The sequence below is a fragment of the Burkholderia sp. A2 genome, from assembly GCF_001729305.1.
Lineage (GTDB): Bacteria > Pseudomonadota > Gammaproteobacteria > Burkholderiales > Burkholderiaceae > Burkholderia > Burkholderia sola.
Window position 1 is genome coordinate 81,924 of the sequence record NZ_LZXX01000116.1, and the last position, 22,189, is coordinate 104,112.

Annotated in this window: 26 protein-coding genes; 14 read left to right on the top strand and 12 right to left on the bottom strand. The window is 68.0% G+C overall.

Annotated elements, in window-relative coordinates:
* Positions 1–2 precede the first annotated feature (2 nt).
* From A9Z05_RS26590 to A9Z05_RS26605, 4 genes are all read left to right on the top strand, one after another.
* Positions 3–875, top strand: coding sequence for an ABC transporter permease (locus tag A9Z05_RS26590; RefSeq protein ID WP_069620731.1), 873 nt, complete (start codon positions 3–5; stop codon positions 873–875).
* Positions 875–1,798 (top strand): ABC transporter permease, encoded by a 924-nt coding sequence (locus A9Z05_RS26595; protein ID WP_069620732.1) that lies wholly within the window; start codon positions 875–877, stop codon positions 1,796–1,798. The genes A9Z05_RS26590 and A9Z05_RS26595 overlap by 1 nt, the downstream gene beginning before the upstream one ends.
* Positions 1,799–1,926: 128 nt before the next feature.
* Positions 1,927–2,364: a hypothetical protein gene (locus tag A9Z05_RS26600; RefSeq protein ID WP_069620733.1), complete on the top strand. Its 438-nt coding sequence runs from the start codon at positions 1,927–1,929 to the stop codon at positions 2,362–2,364.
* Between the two features lie 196 nt (positions 2,365–2,560).
* The gene (locus A9Z05_RS26605) at positions 2,561–2,773 is read left to right on the top strand and encodes a hypothetical protein (protein ID WP_069256690.1); all 213 of its coding nucleotides are present in this window, start codon (positions 2,561–2,563) and stop codon (positions 2,771–2,773) included.
* 201 nt (positions 2,774–2,974) lie between these two features.
* On the opposite strand, the gene A9Z05_RS26610 is transcribed toward A9Z05_RS26605, so the two are convergent.
* Positions 2,975–3,940 (bottom strand): D-2-hydroxyacid dehydrogenase, encoded by a 966-nt coding sequence (locus tag A9Z05_RS26610; protein ID WP_069620734.1) that lies wholly within the window; start codon positions 3,938–3,940, stop codon positions 2,975–2,977.
* Between the two features lie 259 nt (positions 3,941–4,199).
* Between A9Z05_RS26610 and A9Z05_RS26615 the strand changes: the two genes are divergently transcribed.
* The 5 genes from A9Z05_RS26615 to A9Z05_RS26635 all read left to right on the top strand — a co-directional run bounded on the left by A9Z05_RS26615 (position 4,200) and on the right by A9Z05_RS26635 (position 8,836).
* A complete protein-coding gene (locus A9Z05_RS26615) occupies positions 4,200–5,390 on the top strand; it encodes a CaiB/BaiF CoA-transferase family protein (protein WP_069620735.1) in 1,191 nt (396 codons plus the stop codon).
* Between the two features lie 21 nt (positions 5,391–5,411).
* Positions 5,412–6,374 carry a hydroxymethylglutaryl-CoA lyase gene (locus tag A9Z05_RS26620; RefSeq protein ID WP_069620736.1) on the top strand — a complete coding sequence of 321 codons (963 nt, stop codon included), beginning with the start codon at positions 5,412–5,414 and terminating at the stop codon, positions 6,372–6,374.
* A gap of 27 nt (positions 6,375–6,401) precedes the next feature.
* On the top strand, positions 6,402–6,785 hold the full coding sequence (locus A9Z05_RS26625) for a VOC family protein (RefSeq protein ID WP_069620737.1): 384 nt from the start codon (positions 6,402–6,404) through the stop codon (positions 6,783–6,785).
* A gap of 227 nt (positions 6,786–7,012) precedes the next feature.
* Positions 7,013–7,840: an alpha/beta hydrolase gene (locus A9Z05_RS26630; RefSeq protein ID WP_069620738.1), complete on the top strand. Its 828-nt coding sequence runs from the start codon at positions 7,013–7,015 to the stop codon at positions 7,838–7,840.
* A 102-nt stretch (positions 7,841–7,942) separates the two neighbouring features.
* Complete coding sequence (locus A9Z05_RS26635) at positions 7,943–8,836, top strand: LysR family transcriptional regulator (protein WP_069620739.1); 894 nt, start codon at positions 7,943–7,945, stop codon at positions 8,834–8,836.
* A 67-nt stretch (positions 8,837–8,903) separates the two neighbouring features.
* Here A9Z05_RS26635 and A9Z05_RS26640 read toward each other — a convergent pair whose 3' ends face one another.
* Positions 8,904–10,367 (bottom strand): MFS transporter, encoded by a 1,464-nt coding sequence (locus A9Z05_RS26640; RefSeq protein ID WP_069620740.1) that lies wholly within the window; start codon positions 10,365–10,367, stop codon positions 8,904–8,906.
* A gap of 575 nt (positions 10,368–10,942) precedes the next feature.
* Between A9Z05_RS26640 and A9Z05_RS26645 the strand changes: the two genes are divergently transcribed.
* The 3 genes from A9Z05_RS26645 (at position 10,943) to A9Z05_RS26650 (ending at position 12,002) form a co-directional block, all read left to right on the top strand.
* The gene (locus A9Z05_RS26645) at positions 10,943–11,314 is read left to right on the top strand and encodes a GFA family protein (protein ID WP_069620741.1); all 372 of its coding nucleotides are present in this window, start codon (positions 10,943–10,945) and stop codon (positions 11,312–11,314) included.
* Complete coding sequence (locus tag A9Z05_RS38025) at positions 11,311–11,439, top strand: hypothetical protein (RefSeq protein ID WP_256122098.1); 129 nt, start codon at positions 11,311–11,313, stop codon at positions 11,437–11,439. Before A9Z05_RS26645 ends, A9Z05_RS38025 begins: the two co-directional genes overlap by 4 nt.
* Before the next feature lie 107 nt (positions 11,440–11,546).
* A complete protein-coding gene (locus A9Z05_RS26650; RefSeq protein WP_050012664.1) occupies positions 11,547–12,002 on the top strand; it encodes a MarR family winged helix-turn-helix transcriptional regulator in 456 nt (151 codons plus the stop codon).
* A gap of 52 nt (positions 12,003–12,054) precedes the next feature.
* Here A9Z05_RS26650 and A9Z05_RS26655 read toward each other — a convergent pair whose 3' ends face one another.
* The 8 genes from A9Z05_RS26655 to A9Z05_RS26690 form a co-directional block, all read right to left on the bottom strand.
* Positions 12,055–12,771: a GNAT family N-acetyltransferase gene (locus A9Z05_RS26655; protein WP_069620742.1), complete on the bottom strand. Its 717-nt coding sequence runs from the start codon at positions 12,769–12,771 to the stop codon at positions 12,055–12,057.
* A 164-nt stretch (positions 12,772–12,935) separates the two neighbouring features.
* Positions 12,936–13,265: a DUF4148 domain-containing protein gene (locus A9Z05_RS26660; RefSeq protein WP_069620743.1), complete on the bottom strand. Its 330-nt coding sequence runs from the start codon at positions 13,263–13,265 to the stop codon at positions 12,936–12,938.
* Positions 13,266–13,337: 72 nt separating this feature from the next.
* A complete protein-coding gene (locus A9Z05_RS26665) occupies positions 13,338–13,664 on the bottom strand; it encodes a DUF4148 domain-containing protein (protein ID WP_069620744.1) in 327 nt (108 codons plus the stop codon).
* A gap of 64 nt (positions 13,665–13,728) precedes the next feature.
* Entirely contained in the window at positions 13,729–14,055 is a 327-nt protein-coding gene (locus A9Z05_RS26670; protein ID WP_069620745.1) for a DUF4148 domain-containing protein, read from the bottom strand.
* Positions 14,056–14,122: 67 nt separating this feature from the next.
* Positions 14,123–14,542, bottom strand: coding sequence for an organic hydroperoxide resistance protein (locus A9Z05_RS26675; RefSeq protein WP_069620746.1), 420 nt, complete (start codon positions 14,540–14,542; stop codon positions 14,123–14,125).
* A gap of 497 nt (positions 14,543–15,039) precedes the next feature.
* Complete coding sequence (locus A9Z05_RS26680) at positions 15,040–15,591, bottom strand: shikimate kinase (RefSeq protein WP_141723492.1); 552 nt, start codon at positions 15,589–15,591, stop codon at positions 15,040–15,042.
* Positions 15,588–16,235 carry a hypothetical protein gene (locus tag A9Z05_RS26685; protein ID WP_069620747.1) on the bottom strand — a complete coding sequence of 216 codons (648 nt, stop codon included), beginning with the start codon at positions 16,233–16,235 and terminating at the stop codon, positions 15,588–15,590. Before A9Z05_RS26685 ends, A9Z05_RS26680 begins: the two co-directional genes overlap by 4 nt.
* A gap of 28 nt (positions 16,236–16,263) precedes the next feature.
* Positions 16,264–16,674: a thioesterase family protein gene (locus A9Z05_RS26690; protein ID WP_069620748.1), complete on the bottom strand. Its 411-nt coding sequence runs from the start codon at positions 16,672–16,674 to the stop codon at positions 16,264–16,266.
* 385 nt (positions 16,675–17,059) lie between these two features.
* Here A9Z05_RS26690 and A9Z05_RS26695 point away from each other — a divergent pair, with 385 nt between their 5' ends.
* The gene (locus tag A9Z05_RS26695) at positions 17,060–18,172 is read left to right on the top strand and encodes a 3-deoxy-7-phosphoheptulonate synthase (RefSeq protein WP_069620749.1); all 1,113 of its coding nucleotides are present in this window, start codon (positions 17,060–17,062) and stop codon (positions 18,170–18,172) included.
* A gap of 19 nt (positions 18,173–18,191) precedes the next feature.
* Here A9Z05_RS26695 and A9Z05_RS26700 read toward each other — a convergent pair whose 3' ends face one another.
* Both A9Z05_RS26700 and A9Z05_RS26705 read right to left on the bottom strand, forming a co-directional pair.
* Positions 18,192–19,559 (bottom strand): glutamate--cysteine ligase, encoded by a 1,368-nt coding sequence (locus tag A9Z05_RS26700; protein WP_069620750.1) that lies wholly within the window; start codon positions 19,557–19,559, stop codon positions 18,192–18,194.
* A gap of 119 nt (positions 19,560–19,678) precedes the next feature.
* Entirely contained in the window at positions 19,679–20,515 is an 837-nt protein-coding gene (locus A9Z05_RS26705) for a helix-turn-helix domain-containing protein (protein ID WP_069620751.1), read from the bottom strand.
* A gap of 175 nt (positions 20,516–20,690) precedes the next feature.
* Between A9Z05_RS26705 and A9Z05_RS26710 the strand changes: the two genes are divergently transcribed.
* The coding region (locus A9Z05_RS26710; protein ID WP_256122099.1) for an efflux transporter outer membrane subunit at positions 20,691–22,189 on the top strand (1,499 nt) is incomplete at its 3' end.

Sequence of the window (22,189 nt, forward strand, 5' to 3'; positions counted from 1 at the left end):
GCATGAGCACGCTCGCGACCGGCGGCGCGCCGCGCGACGCGAAAGCCTGGCTCGTCGCACCGGCGCTCGCGTTCATCGCCGCGCTGTTCATCTATCCGTTCGCGTATGGCCTCGTGCTGTCGTTCCAGCCGACGAACGGCGGCGGCGCGCTCGCGAACTACGTGCAGTTCTTCACCGACACCGCGATGTGGCCGACCGTGCTCGTCACGCTGAAGCTCGCGGTGCCGGCGACGCTGCTCAACGTCGGCATCGCGGTGCCCGTCGCGTTCGCGCTGCGCCGCAATTCGCCGTACCAGAAGTTCGTCACGACGCTGCTCGTGATTCCCGTCACGCTCGGCACGGTGCTCGTCGCCGACGGGATGCTCACGTATTTCGGGCCGAACGGCTGGTTTCCGCAGGCGCTGCAGGGGCTGCGCCTGTACACCGACGAAGTGCGCCTCACGCACAACTACTGGGGCGTGCTGCTGTCGCTGATCGTGTCGGGTTTTCCGTTCGCGTTCCTGCTGATGCTGTCGTACATCAGCGGCATCGACCCGACGCTCGCGCGCGCGGCCGCGACGCTCGGCGCGAACCCGTGGCAGCAGTTCCGGCGGATCTACCTGCCGCTGCTCGTGCCGGGGCTCGCGATGGCCGCATGCCTGTCGTTCGTGCAGGCGTTCTCGGTGTTCCCGTCGGCCGTGCTGCTCGGCGCGCCGGCCGGCCCGACGCGCGTGATCTCGATCGCGGCGGCCGAAGCCGCGTTCGAGAGCTACGACTATTCGCTCGCGTCGGCGATCGCGATCGTGATGGGCTTCGTGCAGCTGCTGGTGGTCGCGTCGATGCTCGGCGCGCGCCGCTTCTTCTATACGGGTGCGGTCACCGGGGGCAAGGGCTGATGGCGACCGACAATCATGCCGCTCGCACGTGGCCGCCGAAGCACGACGCGCCCGGTGCGCGGCCCGTCGATGCAAGGGAGCCACACCGGATGAAAAGCCATCTCGCCGGCCGCGCCTGGAGAGCGCTCGTCTGGGGGCTGATGACGTTCTTCCTGCTGAACGTGATGCTGCTGATCGCGACCGTCGCGGTGAACTCGGTCGCGACGCGCTGGTTCGGCACGCCGTTGCCGCAGGGCTTCACGCTGCACTGGTATGCGAAGGCGTGGGAAGACTTCCAGCTCGCGAGCGTGCTGTGGGTGACCGTCGAGGTCGTCGGCGCGGTCGTGCTGCTGTCGATCGCGCTCGGCGTGCCGGCCGCGTATGCGCTCGCGCGCGTGCAGTTTCGCGGCAAGCGTTTCGCGCTGCTGGTGTTCCTGCTGCCGCTGATGGTGCCGCCCGTCACCTACGGGATTCCGATGGCGACCGTGATGTACAAGATCGGGCTCGCGGGCACGCTGCCGGGCGTGATCCTCGCGAACCTCGTGCCGGCGCTGCCGTTCGTGATCCTCGTGATGACGCCGTTCATCGAGCAGATCGACCCGAATCTCGAAGCCGCCGCGCGCATCTTCGGCGCGAACACGTCGCGCTATTTCCGCTACGTGCTGCTGCCGCTGCTCGTGCCCGGCATGCTCGCGGCCGGGCTGCTCGTGCTGGTGCGCACGATCGGGATGTTCGAACTGACGTTCTTCACCGCCGGCCCGAGCACGCAGACGCTCGTCGTTGCGCTGTATTACGCGGTGTTCTCGACCGGCGTGCGCGCGCCGCAGTCGATCGACGCGATGGCGATGATCTACATGGCCATCACGCTCGTGTGGGTCGTGATCGCGCTGCAGTTCGTCAGTCCGACCCAGCTCGTGAGCCGCGTGAAGCAGGAGCGGCTGTAGGCGAGGCGCCGCACGATCGCGCGGGCCGGCAGCCTGTCGGGCAACCGTGCAATTGGTTACAAATGGATACCGCGCACGACACGCGGACGTTGCAGACTACGCGGCGTTCACCCGATCGACGGATATCCATGAAGTTTCAAACGCTGCTGACACTCGCCGGCGCCTCGACGCTGCTGGCCGCCTGCAATCTGCTCCACGACGGTCCCGGGTCGAGCGACGTCGACGCCGCCGTGCGCCGCGCGCTCGAAGCGGAGAACCATGGCGGGCTGAACGCGCTGTTCGGCCAGCCGTTGCCCGTGTCGGCCGACGTCGTGTCGGCGAAACCGGACGGCGACTGCAAGAAGCTCGGCAATCGGACGTACTCGTGCGACGTCGTGGTCACGTGGCGCAACGCCGATTACTCGCCGTCGCGCGCGAACCTCACCTTCGTGAAGGCGGCCGACGGCTCATGGCAGACGTCGGGCGTCGACGCGGCGCTCGTGACCGGCACCGCGAAGTCGCTGATCGACCATATCGGCAAGGCTTGGCCGGGCAATGCGGCGAGCGGCGCGTCGGCGCCGCAGTGACGCGCCGGCGGCAGCCTTCTTCTCCTGCATCCTCCAGGCGGCTGCGCTTGTGCGGGCCGCACTGCTGCTTTTCCCGATAAAAAGGGCGCGAGCGCTGCGCCTATCTCGTTTGAACGCATCCTCGGTATGTGGGCAGGGGTATAGGGAAAACCCTTATCTCAAGGTATAATTTCACGCATGAGAGAAAGGTCATACCATGCCTGAACGCTTCCAAACCCTTGAAAAATTTGTGTTTTCCCTCGTCGTGATGTCCGCCGTCGTGTGCTCGGCCTTCCTCGCGTACGAACGTCACCCCGAGATCAAGATCGCGCTGCACGAAGGCGAAGCGCTGATGCGCGAGAGCGCCAAGTACTCGGCCATCTGCTCGCCGTCCAAGGTCGACCCTTGCGTCGAGATGTCCGCTTACTGAACCGGCTTTCCGCTTTTCGGACTTGCGCGACGTCACTGCCGGTCTGAATGCCCTGAAGCAGTCTCGTTACGTATTCGGAAACCCGCCGCAAGACAGCGCGAATGCACGACTCCGATACGTGCCGCGTCGCTGCCGTCGGCAGCCCCGCATTCCGCCGGCCCCGCTTCGAGCAATCGAGCGGGGCCGTTCCGTTTGCGCGTGTCACACGACATGCCGCGGCTCGCCAGCGACGAACGCGGCGACGTTGTCCACGAGTTGATCGGCCAGCGCCTGCATTGCTTCGTCACTGGCCCATGCGACATGGGGTGTCAGGATGAACGCCGGATGCGACAGGATCGCGTGAAACGGATGCGCAGCCGGCAGCGGCTCCTGCGTGACCACGTCGAACCCCGCGCCCGCGATCCGTCCCGACTGCAACGCCTCGACGAGCGCGCTTTCGTCCACGAGGCCGCCGCGCGCGGTATTGATCAGCAGCGGCCGGCGCGCCATCCGCGCGAACGCGTGTGCGTCGATCAGATGCCGCGTCGCGGGCGTGAGCGGGCAATGCAGCGTGATCACGTCGCTCACGCGCAGCAGCGTGTCGAGCGGCGCATAACCGTCGCCTGCCGCGTCGTCGTGCGCGGCGAACAGCACGCGCATGTCGAGCGCCCGCGCGATGGCGGCCACCGCACGCCCGAGCACGCCGTCGCCGACGATCCCGAGCGTCGAACCGGCCAGGTCGCGAATCGGATGATCGAAGAAGCAGAACTGCCCGCTGGCGAGCCAGCGTCCGTCGCGTACCGCGTCGCGGTACGCGACGAGGCTGCGGCGCAGCGCGAAGATCAGCGCGAACGCGTGCTCGGGCACCGTACGCACCGCATAGCCGCGAATATTGCTCACGACGATTCCCCGTGCCGCACATGTATCGAGATCGACGATATCGGTGCCGGTCGCGGCGATCGCGATCATCCGCAACCGCCGCGCGTCGGCGAGGATTGTCGCGTCGAGCCGCACCTTGTTCGTCACGACGATGTCCGCATCGCGGATGCGCGCCGCGACTTCGTGCGCGGCCGTCCGGTCGAACGTCTGCGCCACGTGCGGAAACGGAAACGGCTTCAGCACGGTCTGCGGCGACAGCGTCGCGCGGTCGAGCAACACGATCTTCGCGGGAGAGGAAACGGAAAACATGGCGGGTCTCGCTGACAGGCGCCCGGTGGCGCGGAACGGATCCGATTCTGCGGGCGCCGCGCGTGCCGTCGTTTGACCGTTGCGCGAGCGCGCTTTCCGGTATGGAAAGGCTGGCTACCCACACGCAGCCGACAATGCACTCGCGCCGTCGCATCCCTTTCCGTTCCGGAAAGGCTGGTTGACCATCGATCGATTTTCGCGGTGCGCGAACGCCGTCATGATCGCTGTCGTCGACAACACGATTTCATCGGAGACAGTTATGACACGCCCCCTGGACGGCATCCGCGTGCTGGAGCTTGGCCAACTGATCGCCGGGCCGTTCGCGGGCCGGATGCTCGCCGAATTCGGCGCAGACGTCATCAAGGTCGAGCCGCCCGGCGTCGGCGATCCGCTGCGCAAATGGCGGCTGCTGCACGACGGCACGTCGGTCTGGTGGGCCGCGCAGTCGCGTAACAAGGCCTCGCTCACGCTCGACCTGCGCACGCCCGAAGGGCAGGACGTCGTGCGCCGCCTCGTCGCCGACACCGACGTGCTGATCGAAAACTTCCGGCCCGGCACGCTCGAAGGCTGGGGGCTCGGCTGGGACGCGCTGTCCGCGATCAACCCCGGGCTCGTGATGCTGCGCGTGTCGGGCTTCGGCCAGACGGGCCCGTATCGCGACCGCCCCGGCTTCGGCGTGATCGCCGAGGCGATGGGCGGCCTGCGCCACCTGACCGGCGAGCCGGGCCGCACGCCGGTACGCGTCGGCATCTCGCTCGGCGATTCGCTGTCGGCGCTGCACGGCGTGATCGGCGTGCTGCTCGCGTTGCGCCATCGCGAACGGCAGGGCGGCAACGGCCAGGTCGTCGACGTCGCGCTGTACGAATCGGTGTTCAACATGATGGAAAGCCTGCTGCCCGAATATGCGGCGTTCGGCGCGGTGCGCGAGCCGGCCGGCAGCAGCCTGCCGGGCATCGCACCGACCAACGCGTACCGCTGCCGCGACGGCCGGTACGCGCTGATCGCCGGCAACGGCGACAGCATCTTCCGGCGCCTGATGGAACTGATCGGGCGGCCCGATCTCGGCAACGATCCGGCGCTCGCGCACAACGACGGGCGCGTCGCGCAGGTCGCGCGCATCGATGCGGCGATCGGCGAGTGGAGCGCGCGCCACGACCTCGACGACGTGCTCGCCGCGCTGAACGATGCACGCATTCCGTCCGGGCGCATCTACGACGTGGCCGACATCGCGGCCGATCCGCACTACCGAGCGCGCGACATGATCGTCGACGCCGCGCTGCCCGACGGCACACCCGTGCTCGTGCCGGGCATCGTGCCGAAACTCGACGCGACGCCCGGGCGCATCGAGCGGCCGGCGCCCGCGCTCGGCGCGGATACCGATGCGGTACTCGAATCGCTCGGCATCGATGCGGCGACCCGCGACGACTGGCGCACGCGCGGCGTGATCTGAAACAACCACCGGGACGAAGACATGACCTGCCATCCGCAACGACTCCATATCCACGAAGTCGCGACCCGCGACGGTTTCCAGAACGAAGCGGCGTTCGTCGACACCGACGACAAGATTGCGCTCGTCGACGCGCTGAGCGCCTGTGGCTACGCGAAAATCGAGGTCACGTCGTTCACGTCGCCGAAGGCGATTCCCGCGCTGCGCGACGCGGAGGCCGTGATGCACGGCATCGCGCGCGCGCCGGGCGTCGTCTATACGGTGCTCGTGCCGAACGTGCGCGGCGCCGAGCGCGCGCTGTCGTGCGGCGTCGACGAGGTCAACCTCGTGATGTCGATGAGCGAGAGCCACAACCGCGCGAACCTGCGGATGACGCGCGAGCAGTCGTTCGCGCAGTTGCGCGACGTGATCGACGCGGTGCGCGGCACGGGGGTGGCGATCAACGTGTCGCTGTCGACCGCGATGGGCTGCCCGATGGAAGGCGACGTGCCGGCCGAAACGGTGCTCGCGTGGATGCAGCGCTTCGCGGACCTCGGCGTGCACGGCTTCACGCTGTGCGACACGACGGGCATGGCGTTTCCGTCGCAGGTGCGCGATTTGTCCCGCCGCGCACGCGAGCGCTTCCGCGCGTTGCAGCTCACGCTGCACTTCCACAACACGCGCGGGATGGCGCTCGCGAACACGCTCGCGGCGCTCGACGCCGGCATCGACCGCTTCGATGCGTCGCTCGGCGGGCTCGGCGGCTGCCCGTATGCGCCGGGCGCGACCGGCAACGCGTGCACCGAGGAGCTCGTGCACATGCTCGAACTCGACGGCTACGATACGGGCATCGACCTCGCGGCCGTGCTCGCCGCGGCGGCGCGGCTGCCCGCGCTGATCGGGCATGACGTGCCAAGCCAGCTCCTGAAGGCCGGGCGCCGCTCGGACCTTCATCCGCCGCCGCGCGCCGACGCCGGCGACATGCCCGCGCAGCGCGCTTTCTCGTGAACGTCAACAGAAACAGGAGCGAATGCCATGGCGCTGATCGACCACCTCGATCATCTCGTGCTGACCTGCGTCGATCCGGAGCGGACGAAGCATTTCTACACCGAGGTGCTGCAGATGCAGCTCGAAACCTTCGGCGCGGGCCGGCTCGCGTTCCGTTTCGGTCACCAGAAGATCAACCTGCACGTACGTGGCGCGGAATTCGAGCCGAAAGCGCACCTGCCGGCGCCGGGTGCGCTCGATCTGTGCTTCATCGCGTCGGTCCCGCTCGACGACGTGATCGCGCACCTGCGGCGCGTCGACTGGCCGATCGTCGAAGGGCCCGTCGAACGCACGGGCGCGACGCAGAAGATCCGTTCGGTCTACGTGCGCGATCCCGACCTGAACCTGATCGAAATCGCCGAGCCGATCTGACCTGCCGGGTCCGGCCGCCCGCGCAGGGCGCCGGCACGCCGTGCGCGCGGCGCAACAGTCCTTCGCCGAAATCGGACAGGCCCGCGCCGCGGCCGCCGATTCCGGATAGCCGTGCGCGGCCGCGCTGCGGATAATGGTGCAACGGCGCCGGCCCGGCCGTCGCCTTCGCCGCGCGCACGGACAAACCGGCCGCGCGCATCCGCAACCCGATCCAAGGCGCTTCCCGAATGACGATCCTCTATCGCGGCATGGACCGCGCGGCGCTCGACGCCGCCTACCTGAACACGAAGGCTGTTCCCGATTTCCCCGCGTTGCTCGCGTCATGCCAGGCGCGCAGCGCGGCGCTGTACGCTGCGACGCCCGGCCGCCGCGACCTGCGTTACGGTGCGCAACCCGCGCAGCGCTTCGACTGGCTGCCGTGCGGGCAGCCCGACGCGCCGCTGTTCGTGTTCGTCCACGGCGGCTACTGGCAACACTGCACGAAGGAGGATTTCGCGTATGCGGCGAGCGGGCCGCTTGCGTGCGGCTACGACGTCGTGCTGGCCGAATACACGCTCGCGCCGGTCGCGACGATGACCGATATCGTCGGCGAGATCGGCGCGCTGCTCGACCATCTCGCGGCCGACCCCGACGGCCTCGGCACCGCGGGGCGGCCGATCCACCTGAGCGGCCATTCGGCGGGCGGCCACCTGACGGCCATGCATCGCGCACATCCGGCCGTCGTGTCGGCACTCGCGATCAGCCCGCTCGTCGATCTCGAACCGATCGCGCTGTGCTGCCTGAACGACAAGCTGCAGCTCACCGCGCGGGAGGTCGACGCGTACAGCCCGTTGCGTCATGTCGGACCGGGCGCACCGATCGTCGTCGCGGTCGGCGACGCCGAACTGCCCGAACTCATCCGGCAAGCGGACGAATACGCGACGGCATGTGAAGCCGCCGGCGAGCGGATCGCCCGCGCGTGGCTGCCCGGCATGCAGCACTTCGCGGTGCTCGACGATCTCGCGACGCCGGACGGCGCGATGCTCGCCGCATTGCGCGCAATCGCGCCGCGATAGCCCGCGCCATATCGTGCGTATCGCCCGCGCAAGGCCCGGCGTATGATCGGCGTCAGGCCGGCGCGCTGACCGCGTATCCGCACGGCCCTCCAGGATCCCGACATGGTGAACCCGCTTCATTTCGATCTGCAGTCGCTGCGCGTGTTCGCGCTCGTCGCCGAGCACGGCAGCCTGACGCGGGCCGCCGAACACGGCCAGCTCACGCTGTCCGCGGTCAGCAAGCGCATCGCCGAACTCGAAAGCGTGACCGGCAGCGCGCTGTTCGTCCGGCATGCGCGCGGCGTCGAGCTGACGCCCGCGGGGCGCGCGCTGCTCGATCATGCGGCGAAAGTGATCGAGCAAGTGAACCGGATGGCGCACGAGATGAGCGACTACGTCGCCGGCGTGCGCGGCCATATCCACGTGTGGACCAACACGTCCGCGATCGTGCAGTTCCTGCCCGCCGATCTTGCCGCGTTCCTCACCGACAACCCCGGCATCAAGGTCAGTCTCGAGGAGCGGCTGAGCCACGAGATCGTCGACGCGCTCGCGTCGGGCAAGGCCGATCTCGGCGTATTCGCCGACAACGTGCCGGCGCCCGGCATCGACCGGCGGCTGTACCGGCGCGACGAGCTCGTGCTGCTCGTGCCGCGCACGCACCGGTTCGCCGCGCGGGACAGCATCCGCTTCGCGGATACGCTCGACGAGGATTACGTGGGATTGAGCGACGGCAGCTCGCTGCTCGCACGGATGACCGACGCCGCGTTCGCGGCCGAGCGCTCGCTGAAGCTGCGGATCCAGGTATCGAATTTCGACGGCGTGAGCCGGATGATCGAGGCCGGCCTAGGCATCGGCGTGCTGCCGCGCGACGCGGTGACCCGCGAGCGCGCGGCGCGGCTCGGTGTCGTGACGCTCGACGATACGTGGGCGACGCGCACGCTGTGGGTCGGCGTGAAAGCCGACACGGTGCTGACGACCGACGTCGCGAAGCTGTTCGATTTCATGTCGGCGCGGTGAATGCGAGGGGTGCGATGAAGCGGCGGCGCACGGGCATGCGCCCGTGCGCTCCGCGCCGATCGCCGCGTCAAACCGGATTGATCTCATCCTGGCTGCGCCGCGTGGTCAGCGGCCCCAGCACGCGCAGCGTGACGGCGACGATCCCGAGCGCGGCCGAGATCACGCCGAACATCGCGCCCGCGCCGTAATTGACGAGCACCGGCAGCAACACGAACGGCAGCGCGCCGCTGACGATGCGCGACAGCGCATAGGTGCTGCCGATCGCAGTCGAGCGCACGCGCGCCGGGAAGATCTCGGCCTGGTACACGTGATACGCGTTGCTGAACACGTTCGACGCGCACGTCGTCAGGAACCCGAAGCCGACGATCAGCACGGTATTGCCCGAATACGCGAAGCACAGCCCGAACACCGCGATCGACAGGATCGATACGATCACGAGCGTGCGGCGCTCGATCCAGTTGAGCAGCGGAATCGACAACAGCGAGCCGATCGGGTAGCCGATGAACGATAGTGCGATGAACAGCGTGCTGTCCGTCACGTCGAAGCCGCGGCTCTTCACGACCGTGCCGGCCAGCGTGCCGAACCCGTAATAGCCGAAACCCTGGAACAGGTGAAAGATTGCGAGCATCAGGTAGCGCGCGCCATACGGTTGGCGGCGCAGCAGCGCGATGCGCTCGCCCAGCCCGAGCGGCCGCTGCGGTTCGGTGGGTTCCGCGAAGTGTTCGGGCACGCGCACGCCGGCGCTTTCCGCGAAACGCCGCAGCGCCGCATGCGCGTCGGCCGTGCGGCCTTGCGCGAGCAGCCAGCGCGGACTTTCCGGCAGCCGGTGCTGGACGAACAGCACGTACACGGCGCCAAGGCTGCCGATCGCGAGAATGATGCGCCAGCCGGCGACGCCCGCCACATGCAGCGGGTTCAGCCACAGCGCGAGAAAGCCCACGAGCGGCACCGCGACATACGAAGTCGTATAGGCCCACGCGGCGAGCCGGCCGCGCTTGTCCTTCGGCAGGATTTCGGACAGGAAGCTGTCGGCGACCGGATAGATCGCGCCGACGCCGATGCCGGTCAGGAAGCGGCATGCCACGAGCATGTCGGCGTTCACCGAAAACGCACCGACCAGCGAGAACGCGCTGTACCACCCGAGCGTGAGCAGGAACGCCTTGCGCCGGCCGATACGGTCGGCCAGGCTGCCCAGGCACATCGCGCCGACGAACATGCCGATGAACGCGGACGCCAGCAGCAGCTTGAAATCGGCGCTTTGCCGGCTCAGCCCGTATTCGTGTTGCAACGCGGAGCCGATCGTACTGACGAGAAAGATCTCGTACATGTCGAAGAACAACCCGATGCCGATCACCCAGACGACGAATCGGTGCAACGCACCGACCGGCAGATCGTCCATGAAATCGCCGAGCGTGACGCGGCGGCCGGGGAGGGCCGCTGCGTCGACGCCGGCGCCTGCGGAGGCGGCCGGCGGTCGGGCGGACGCGGGTCCGCCCGCGTGGCCGTCGAGGTCGAGGGATTGGCTGTTCATGGTGTCTCCTGATTATCGATATGCGGTGGCGCGGGGCTCTGGCCGTTCGCGACCGGCGTAACGCGTCGGCCGCGCGGCGCGACGACAGGCATCGCCTGGCTCGCGCAAGCGCCGGCCATGCGGGCTGTGCCGATCGTCCAACACATGGTGGGCAAATCGGCAGCACGTGATAATTGAGGATGTCTCAAGCCTCGTTTCCTGGGCAGAAAGGGTAGGGCACGCGCGGTGGCCAGGATTCGCGCGGCAGGCCGTTGCAGCCTGCGTGGCGGGCGGGCGCGTATCGAAAACGATGGGCACTCGCACCATCCGGCGGTCCGGGAAAACCATGACGCCGGTTGCGTGGTCGCCGGCGCAACCGCCGCCGACGGCCACACGGTCGTGCTCAATCGGCCGGCACGAACGCCGTTCCATGAAACACGCGCACGGCAATCGAGCGGTTACAACGCGTGCTGGACAGACCGCACGAGCCGCCGATTTGCAATGTCCTGTATCCGCGCCGACCATCGATACAGTGCGATACACCGCCCGCGCGCGGGTTCGCTATAAAGCAGGCATGACCTCTTCCGGAGTCCATCATGTCTGCAACCTGGTTCAAGGGGTCCTGCCATTGCGGGGCCGTCAAATTCGAAGTCACGACGGCCATTGCGCCGGCCATCCGCTGCAACTGCAGCCTGTGCCGCCGGCGCGGCGCGCTGATGAGCCCGATGTTCGCCGCCGCCAATCTGAGAGTCGTCGAAGGCGAGGACGCATTGACGTGCTATCGCTTCAACACGCACACCGCGCGTCACTACTTCTGCAGCGGCTGCGGCGTCTATCCGTTTCACCAGACCCGCAAGGATCCGGCCTGCTGGCGCGTCAACCTCGGTTGCCTCGACGGCGTCGATCCGTACGCGCTCGACGCGACGGTCGCCGATGGCGCGAGCCTGTCGGTCGTGGAGGACGCATGAAACGCTGGCTGATGATCCTGCTGTTTGCCGCGGGCGGCCTCGCGACCGAAATCGCGCATCCGGTGCAGTGCACGTTGCTGTCGGTGAGCCGTCAGCAAACCGGCAAGCGCCGCAAGCCGGGCTGAGCGCTTCGCGCGTCAGCCGATCGGCCCCGATTATCATGCTTCCGATAAGATCGCATGCGATATATAATGCGGTTGTGTGCGACCGTTCGTGTCGCTGGAGGAAGTCCATGAAACCGACCGAAACCCCGTCGCCTGCCGCGCCGAAGCTGTCCGAGTTCCTGTGCTTTGCAATCTACTCGGCGAACCTCGCGTTCGGCAAGGCGTACAAGCCGATCCTCGACGAGCTCGGCCTCACGTATACGCAATACATCACGATCATTGCGCTGTGGGAGCAGGACAACCAGACCGTCGGCCAGCTCGGCGAGAAACTGTTCCTCGAATCCAACACACTGACGCCGATCCTGAAGAAGCTCGAGGCAATGGGCTATCTGGAGCGGCACCGCGATCCGTCCGACGAGCGTCAGGTGCTCGTCAGCCTGACGAAAAGCGGGCGCCGCGTGCGCGAGAAAGGGCTCGACATGAACCTGGTCGAAGCGACCGGGCTGAAGCCGGACGAGTTCGCGAAAGTGCAGAAGGCGATCGTCACGCTGCGCGGCAACCTGATCCGGTCGACCGACGCATAAAAACCCCCAGGCACCGCAAGCGGCCGGCGCGTAAATCGCGCCGGCCGTGTCGTCATGCGTGCGCATCCTCCAGCACCAGCAGGTGCATCTCGCGACGGACGACGAAACCCAGCGCGAGATAGCGCTCGATCGCCACCTGGTTCGTCGTGAGGACGTGCAGGAAAGGCGTTTCCGCACGCGCACCGATCGTCGCGATCAACGACCGGATCAGCCGCGCCGCCAGCCCCTGCCGCCGAAACGCGGCATCGACGCAGACGGCGCTGATCTCGGTAAATCCGTCCACCTGCATCCGCTGGCCGGCCATCGCGGCCAGCCGGCCTTCGCTGCGTACGCCGATGTAGTGGCCGAGCTCGAACGTGCGCGGGCCGAACGGGCCCGGCTGCGCGGCGGCGGTCAGCGCGAGCATGTCCGGCACGTCGGCTTCGCCGAGCGGAACATGTTCCGATTCGTGTGCCGGGTCGAACGTCCGTTGCCAAATCATTTGAAGCAACGTCGCGCGCCGAATCGCCGACAGTCCCGCCGGCGGCTCCATTTCGTCCGGCGTGACGAGCGCCGCCGGCCCGTGTGCGGCGATCAGCCCGCGCAGTGCGTCGAACGACGCCGGGCTCGTGTCGTCGATCGCGGCAAACGGCGCGATGGCCGCCGGGAACCGCCGCGCACGGCCGTCGCCGAGCGCAAAACGGCGCTGCCGGCCCGCGAGCGCATTCCAGACGACCCGGTCGAGCACGTGCGCATCGCCTGTCGTGTTTCCGGTCACGGCGTCCGGCATCGGCGGCTCCTTGGTGGAAGATGGAATGCCGCACAGAATAATCCTGGATGGGCCGGGCAGGTAGCACTGTCGACGCAGACCCAGGCAACATGAAAAAGCGCACACGATTATATCGCATGCGCTTTATATGGCAGACTCCAGCGACCGAATTCGCGGTACCGCGTTCAATGTCCGAAATAGATCGATCGCTCGGCGGTGCGCAGCGTGTTTCGGCTGCCGGACTGCGTGACGCCGCCGGCATCGCTGCCGTAACCGGCTGTCTGCGTATCGGCCGCGACGGCACCGTCGTCGCGAATCCGTTTCAGCGCCGCCTGGATATTGTCCGGGTAATTCGGATCGTTGGGGCGATTCGGCTGGTAGCCGGCTTGCTGCAACGCGGCCAGTTCCGCGCTCACCTGCGCACGCGTGACGGTGCTTTCGCTGGCAAAAGCCGGCGCGGCGACGGCGGCCGACACGGCAACGAGGAGGGCGGCAATCAGTGGGGTCTTCATCATTCACCTCGACAGGGATTCAGGAATTCAGGGCGCGCGCCGCACGCCGGCCATCGGCGTCGTCCGCGCGTTCGCTCAATGGCCGAAGTAGATCGAGCGTTCGGCAATACGCGTCGCCGGGCGGCTGCCCGACTGCGTCGCGGCGGCGGCATCGTTGCCGTAACCGGATGCCGACGCATCGGCCGCCACCGCGTCGCTGGCGTGAATGCGCGTCAACGCGGCCTGCAGGTCGGCCGGGTAATGCGGATCGTTCGCGCGGCCCGGCCGGTAGCCGGCTTGTTCGAGCTGGACGAGTTCGGCGCGTACTTGCGCGCGGGACACGACGGCTGCGTCGGCAAACGCCGGTGCGGCGACAGAAGCGGAAACGGCGACGAGAAGGGCGGCGATCAATTGGGTTTTCATCATTCACCTCGACAAAATGGAATCAGGGATAAAAGGACTCGGAGTTCACGTACCGGCGTGGTGCTCAATGACCGAAGTACACCGAGCGCTCGGCCACGCTTGCGACATAGCGGCGGCCGGATTGCGTCGCGGCGTCGCCGTTGCTGCCGTAGCCGGCAGCCGGTGCGTTGGCCGCGACGGCATCGTCAGCGTGGATCTGCGTCAGTGCGGCCTGCAGATCGTTCGGGTAGGTGGCGTCGGTCGCGCGGTTCAGCGGATAGCCGGCCTGTTGAAGCTGCGCGAGTTCGGCGCGCACCTGCGCACGCGTCACGACGGCTTCATTGGCAAATGCCGGAGCGGCAACGGCGGACGAAACAGCGACGAGCAGGGCAGCGATCAATTGGGTCTTCATTTTTTCACCTCGATGGAAAAGGAATCGGGAATTCGGGAGGACGGCGCTCGGCCGCCCGATGCAACGTTCAGGCGATCCGGATGTCGACGTCGATGTTGCCGCGCGTCGCCTTCGAATACGGGCAGGTCTGGTGTGCGGCGTCGACGATGCGTTGCGCGACGTCGCGCTCGAGCCCCGGCACGCTCACGTTCAAGCGGGCCTGCAGGAAGTACGCGTTGCCCGCCGTGCCGAGATCCACTTCGGCGTCGACCGCGAGATCGGCCGGCAGCGTCACCTTCTCGGCACGCGCCGCAAGCTGCATCGCGCCGATGAAGCAGGCCGACCAGCCTGCGGCGAACAGTTGTTCCGGGTTGGTGCCGGTGCCGGCGCTGCCCGGCGACGACAACTGGATGTCGAGGCGGCCGTCGGAACTGCGCGCCGCGCCGTCGCGACCGCCGGAAGTCGTATGCGTCTTGCCCGTGTACAGCACTTTGTCGATCTTGCTCATCGTTTGCTCCGTCAGTTTGGGGTTTGTGTCAGATGCGATTCGATCGCATGCGACGCAGTTTCCGCTTGACGACCGCCCACGTCAAGCGGATTCGATTAAATCGCATGCGATATTTTGTATTTCAATGTATCTGAAACGGGTAGCGCCTTGCCTGGCAAGGCTTTCAGACGATTTCGCCCCCAATGAGCCACGGCCGCCAGCCAGACGATGCGGTTTCGCCGATGTGGTTCTTGGCCGATAGGGTTCGGGCGCTCGGCAAGGTGATCGCCGCGAGTGAATGTCGAAACGTGGCGAGAGCTCGCGAGGGAACCGATTTTCCGGTGGTTTGATGACCTGCACCTTCTGTCGCGGAACACGCAGTTGGATAAAACAATGCCTCTATCCGGATAACTTTTCTTATCACAATAGCACTATATAGAATCCAAACTTGCCGTTTCAAAAACGCGTATGGCGTCGAGCGTGCGGCCGATTCGAAGGGCAGGGAAGTGAACGCGCCATCACGCCGGCGCGTTCATCCGCGCAAACAGCAGCGTCAACACCTCCGCCGTTGCGCGCGCGACGCCGTGTGCGGTCGTATCGACCAGCACATGCGCGCATTCGCGATACAGCGGGTCGCGCATCCGGTACAGCGCGGCGAGCGTCTGCCGCGGCTCGCCCGCCTGCAGCAGCGGCCGCCGCCGCGCGTCGTCGCGCGTACGGCGCCACAGCACATCGGGGTCCGCATGCAGATAGATCACACTGCCGCGTTCGCTCAGGCGGGCGCGGGTGCGCGGATTCAGGACCGCGCCCCCGCCGGTCGCCACGACCACGTTCGCGTGCTGCGTCAGCTCGTCGACGATCTGCGTTTCCAGCAGCCGAAAGCCGCCTTCGCCGACCAGGTCGAACAGCGCGGCGACCGAGCGGCCCGTGCGCCGCTCGATCTCGTCGTCGCTGTCGGCGAACGCCCAGCCTAGCGAAGCCGCGAGCGCGCGGCCAAGCGTCGACTTGCCCGCGCCCATCATGCCGACCAGAAACGCGCGCCCGCCAGCCGTCGCGACGGCGGTGTTCATAACCGTCGCGCGAGCGGCCAGCGCGCCCGCGTCGCCAGGCAGATCCGTCGCGCGCGCACCGCATCCGACAGCGTGTCGAGCGCCGCGCCGGTCGACGCGTCGTCGGCGTCGAGCAGCGCGCCGAGTATCGGCTCGTCCGGATCGCCGGCTGCGATGTGCTCGGCTGCATCCGCCGCGATGGTCCGAGGCGTGCGTTCCGCTTCGGCATCGCGCTCGGTCCGCCGCCACCTGCCGTGCAGATCGCGCCATCTCACGACCAGCCCGGAGAGCAGCGCACCGCCCGGCACGGCCGCGTCGTCGGGGGCCGTCGCCGAGCCGTCGTGCGTCGTACATCGTGTGACCCAGCTCGCGAATTCGAGCAGCGACGCATCGTGGGTGACCGTCGCCGCATCGAGCGCCACGGCCACGCCGGCATCCCGCAGCCGGCCGAGCAGCGTCCGCACGCCGTCGTGCGCGCCACCGCACGGCTGCAGCAGCACCTCGAGCTCGTCCTCGTGGCGGTACGCGAGCGCACGGTGCCGCTCGAGCGCAGCCGGCTCGAGCAACGCCTGCGCCGCATGCCGGACGATCACGATCGCGCGATCGTCCCGCCGCTCCACGATCGCGCCGATCCGGCGCCGGGCGCGCGCCACCGCGCAGCTCATGTATTGCTCCCGAACGGGTGCGCACGCATCACAGCGATCCCTGGAATTCGAGCACGCGCGTCTTGAATTCGTCGGGCACCGGCAGCGTCGTGTTGTTCACGTAATCGAACATCACGTGCGTCGACACGCCGCGCGCGACGATGGTCCGATCGTCGCGCTCCATCAGGTGTTCGAGATCGAAGCTCTTGCTGCCGAAGCGCACGATGCTCGAGCGGATGGTCAGGTTGTCGCCGAATTGCGCCGGCGCGAGGTACTCGCACTGCGTCTTCACCATGATGTGCGGCAGCTTCTCGCTGCGGGGCAGGCCGAGCAGGTCGAACATGTAGCAGAGATACGAATGCTGCAGGTAGTCGTAATAGACGGGGCTGCTCACATGCCCCATCGAATCCGTATCGCGATACTTGACGTGAATGGGGGTTTCGTAATGTCGTTTCGACATGGTGACTCTCCGCAATGACTGGGTTGATTTATATTTTCGAGCCCGAATGGCCTGTCGGGCATCCGAAAATTAATCGAACGACTATCGAGCCGCCACTATCAGAACGAATAGCGACGCGTGGCGGAAAGTCGCACCAGCCTGCATTCCGCTCTGCAATATCACATCCGCATTTTCGAATGAAACCCGATTAACACACGGCTCCCGCAACGCCGCAAACGTGCTCTCGCCCGGCCCCTCGATTATCGAATCCGACTCTTATTCTTCTCATTCATAAGGTTATGAATGAGAAACTGATAAATATGTTAGTTGCGCATGGAAAGCGCCATTCAATACAGTCGCGCTGTAGTAAAAAATCCCGTTCATTATCGACAGGAGGGCAGTCCCCATGCATGCAAACGCCTGGACGACCAACCGCGACGCCGTGCCGCGCTTGCCGTCCCCTGCGGATCTCGCCGGCGCGCTGCCGCCGGCGTGGCGCGCGTCGCGCACCGTTCATGCGACCCGCCGCGCGATCGTCGACGTGCTCGACGGCGCGGACGACCGGCTCGTGGTCATCGCCGGCCCGTGCTCGATACACGATCCGGACGCCGCGCGCGACTACGCGGCACGGCTCGCGCTGCAACGCGCGCGCTTTGCGGACGAGCTGGAAATCGTGATGCGCGTGTATTTCGAGAAGCCGCGCACGACGGTCGGCTGGAAGGGGCTGATCAACGATCCGTTGCTGGACGGCAGCGACCGGATCGACGTCGGCCTGCATACGGCCCGCACGCTGCTGTGCGACGTCAACGGCGCGGAGATGCCGGCCGCGACCGAGTTTCTCGATCCGCTGTCGCCGCGCTACCTGGCCGATCTGGTCGCCTGGGGCGCGATCGGCGCGCGCACCGTGGAGTCGCAGGTGCATCGCGAGCTGGCGTCGTCGCTGCCGATCCCGATCGGCTTCAAGAACGGCACCGACGGCAATGTCCAGGTCGCCGTCGATGCGATGCGCGCGGCGGCGCACGCGCATCGCTTCCTGTCGATCGATGCGGACGGCCGGCTATGCGCGAGCGCGTCGCCCGGCAATCCGCATACGCACGTCGTGCTGCGCGGCGGGCGCGAGCCGAACTTCGACGCGGCCGCCGTGAATGCCGCCTGCGAGCGGATGACGGCCGCGCACGTCGCACCGCGCGTGATGATCGACGTCAGTCACGGCAACAGCCGCCGCCAGTACCGGAACCAGCTCGCCGTCGGCGCGGAAGTCGCCGCGCAGGTGGCGGCCGGCGATACGCGCATCGTCGGCGTGCTGATCGAGTCGAACCTGATCGAAGGGCGGCAGGATCTCGTGCCCGGCGTGCCGCTGCGCTACGGGCAGAGCATCACGGACGCGTGCCTGTCGTTCGCCGATACCGCGCAGCTGTTCGAGACGCTCGCGCACGCCGTGCGGACACGGCGACGCGGCCATGCGCTGCCGCTCGGCGCCGAGTTCGCGCACGAGCCGCTGCTCGCCTGTTGCGCGTGAGCGGCCCGACGCGACGCGCTCAGATGGCGGCTTCGTCATGGATCCGCGTCGCGTCGCCGGCCCACGCGTCGCGATAGCGGGCCAGCCAGTGTTCGGCCTGCGTCGGCGCGCCGGCGACGATGTCGTCGAGCGGCGCGAGATACATCGATTCGTCGCGTCCGGCCGCATCGTTACGCGCCCGCGCGCGCAGCCCGCGATGCGCGATCGCGAGCGCATCGGCCGCCATCGCGCGTAACGACCGGCCGCCGGCCGGCGTGTCGAGCCCGGTACGCGGCACGTCGCGACGCAGCACGAGCAGCGTACCGCGGTCGATCTCGGCAGCCAGCGTCGCGGCTTCCGACAGCGCGGCCGGATCGTACAGCAGGCCCGTCCAGAGCGCGGACAGCGCGACCATCATAGCCGGCGAGCCGGCATCGGCGCCGCGCATCTCGAGATAGCGCTTCAGCCGCACCTCGGTGAATACCGTCGTCAGATGGTCCGCGAAATCGCCCAGCGTCGGCATCTCGCCTTCGAGATGCGGAATGCGCCGCCGCAGAAAATCGCGGAACGTGTGCCCGGTCGCGTCCGCATAACGATCGCCGCGCCGCACGAAGTACATCGGCACGTTGTCGAGCAGCCAGCTCACGTAGCGCTCGAAGCCGAAGCTGCGCGACAGGAACAGGGCCGGCACGCCGCAACGATCCGCGTCGGTATCGAGCCACGTGTCGGCGCGCGTCGACAGCAGGCCCGACGGGCGGCCGTCGACGAACGGCGAATTCGCGAACAGCGCGGTCGCGATCGGCTGCAACGCGAGCGACACGCGCAGCTTGCGCGCCATGTCGCTTTCCGACGCGAAATCGAGGTTGACCTGCACGGTGCAGGTGCGCTGCATCATGTCGAGCCCGCGCGTGCCGACGCGCGGCATGTAGCGCCGCATGATCGCGTAGCGCTGCTTGGGCATCCACGGCAGCGCGTCGCGCGACAGGTGAGGGTGAAAGCCGAGCGGCACGCAGCGCAGGCCGAGCGGATCGCATGCCGCACGCGCCGCGGCGAGGTGCGCATGCAGTTCGGCGTGCGTATCGTGCAGCGTATCGAGCGGCGCACCCGACAGTTCGAGCTGGCCGGCCGGTTCGAGCGAGATCGCGGCGCCGTCGCGCTGGATCACGCCGACGGTGTGCCCGGCGTCGACGATCGGCGTCCCGTCGCCGCGCAGCCGCGCCAGCACCTCGGCGATGCCGGACGGTCCTTCATAACGCGCAGCCGCGTGCGTCGCGCGGGAAACGACGAACTTCTCGTGCTCGGTACCGATCCGGAACTGCGCGGCCGGCTTGCAGCCGGCGGCGAGATGATCGGCGAGCTGCTGCTCGGAGACGATCGGCGTGTTGTCCGATCCGACGGCATTCGACATCGACACCCTCCACAGGTCACATTGGGCGACCGACCGGCCGGTCGCACGGCGACTATAGCGACGTCGATGCGCGCGCAGTACTGGCAGGGGTGATAGGGGCCGGGCGATGCCGCGCGGCATTACGGCTGCTTGCGCTTCGCGAAGTAATGCGCGGGCGAATCGCCGAACGCGCGGCGGAACATCGCGATGAAATTGCTCGGCGTCGCATAGCCGAGCGCGTCCGCGATGTTGGCGACGCTGTCGCCGTTCGCCAGACGTTCGAGCGCATGCGTGAGCCGCGCCTGCTGCCGCCACTGCGCGAAGCTCGTGCCGGTTTCCGCGACGAACAGCCGGCTCAGCGTGCGGGCGGACAGCCCGGCCCATTCGGCCCACGCGTCGAGCGTCCGGCTGTCGTGCGGCTGCCCGAGGATCGCGTTGGCGATCCGCAGCAACCGCCGGTCGCGCGGCATCGGCAAGTGCAGCGGTTCGTGCGGCGCGCGGCGCATCTCGTCGAGCAGCACGACGCTCATGCGCGCCTGCTCGAGGTCCAGCCGGTCCTGGTCGGCCCACGACACCGCGCGCCGCACGAGCGCGCGCATCAGTTCGCTGATCGCGATCACGCATGGCTGGCCGGGCATCCGGCGGCTCGCGGCCGGTGCGATCACGACGCTCCAGCCGCTCAACGCACCGCTGATGCTGACCTTGTGCTGCTCGCCCGGCGGAATCCAGCCCGCGCGATGCGGCGGCAGCAGCCATGAACCGTGCGGCGTGCGCACGTGCGCGAACCCGCTTTCGACGCAGAACACCTGGCCGCGCAGATGGCTGTGCCAGTCGACCTCGCGCGTGCCGAGCTGGTAGGCGTTGCTGCCGTCGTCCTCGCCCCAGACGGCGATCAGCGACGGGCCATCCGCGCGTTCGCTCGGATCGGCGTCGGCGCGTTGCGCCGCGCGGATGGGAGAGGTGTCTCGGATGGGCATGGCCGGAATTCATTATTTTTTGTCTAAACAACATTATCAGCTTTGCCGGGGAGCGTCCAACAATGCGTGTCGTATTCATATCCAAACGAATCCGAGGAATGCGATGCATGCAGCACTTGCTCCGCCGCCACGCGATGCCGTCGCGTCGCGCGTCCTGTCGCGAATGGCCGTCACCGTGGCACTCGCCATGCTCGGCGCATGCGCGAGCCGCGACGGGCTCACGCCCGCCGGCACGCTGCGCGGCGCCGATACGCTCGCCGCGTCGCGCAGCCTCGCGCATGCGCCAGCCGCCGACTGGCCGGCCGCCGACTGGTGGGTTGCGCTGAACGATGCGCAGTTGAATGCGCTGATCGACGAGGCGCTTGCCGGCAATCCCGATCTCGCGACCGCCGATGCGCGTGCGCGCGAAGCGCAGGCGCTGGTGATCGAAGCGCAGGCTGCGCGCCTGCCGCACCTCGTCGGCCGCGCCAGCGCGAAAGGGGAACGCACGTCCGGCACGCAGTTCTCGGCGAGCGAGGGCGGCGGTTTCTTCAGCCACACGCGCGAGATCAATCTCGGCCTGAGCTGGGATCTCGATCTGTGGGGCGGCCGCCGCGCCGCGTGGGAAGCCGCGCTTGGCGAAGCGCGGGCCGCGCGGATCGATGCGCGGGCCGCGCGCGTGCTGCTGTCCGTCAACGTCGCGCGCGCCTACGTGAATCTTGCCTATGCGTTCGATCAGCAGGACGTCGCGCGGGCCGAATACGAGCGCGCCGACGAAGCGCTGTCGCTCACGCGTCAGCGTGTCACGAAAGGCATCGACAACGTCGCACAGCAACGCCAGGCGGAAAGCGAGGTCGCGGCCGCGATGCGCGAGCAGGCACGCGCGGCGCAGGCGATCGACAGCGCACGCATCGCGCTCGCGATCCTGCTCGGCGCAGGCCCCGATCGCGGCCTCGCGCTCGTGCGGCCCGCGCCGCTGCCCACCGCCGCGCTCGCGGTGCCGGCCGACCTGCCGGCCGCGCTGCTCGGCCGGCGCGCCGATCTCGTCGCCGCGCGCTGGCGGGTGGAAGCCGCGAGCCGCAACGTCGCGGCCGCGCGCGCGGACTTCCTGCCCGACGTGAGTCTCGCCGCGCTGATCGGTCTCGCGACGCGCGGCGGCGCATCGCTGTTCCAGGCCGCTTCGCGCACCTACAACGTCAGCCCGGCCGTGAGCCTGCCGATCTTCGACGGCGGCGAACGGCGCGGCGTGCTGCGCAAGCGTGACGCGCAATACGACGTCGCGGTCGCCAGCTACAACAAGACGCTGATCGGCGCGATCGGCGAGGTGGCCGACGATCTGCACCGGCTGCATTCGCTCGCGGTGCAGGTCGATGCGCAGCAGCGGGCGTTCGACGCCGCCACCGATGCGTGGCGGCTCGCGGACGCGCGCTATCGGGCCGGCGTCGGCAGCTACCTCGACGCGCTCGTCGTGCGCCAGCAGCTGTTGATCGCGAGCCGCGAAGTCGCCGCGTTGCGCGCCCAGCGCGCGGACCAGTCGCTGCAGCTCGTCGCCGCGCTCGGCGGCTGCGGGCCGCGCGGGAGTCTGCAGGGTGTTGTCGCTGCTCATGGTTCGATGTCAAGGACGGTGGGAGGGAGTGGCGGCGAGCGCGACGTCGTCCGGCTCGGCGTGGAAGCCGCCACTCCCTCCCACCGTCC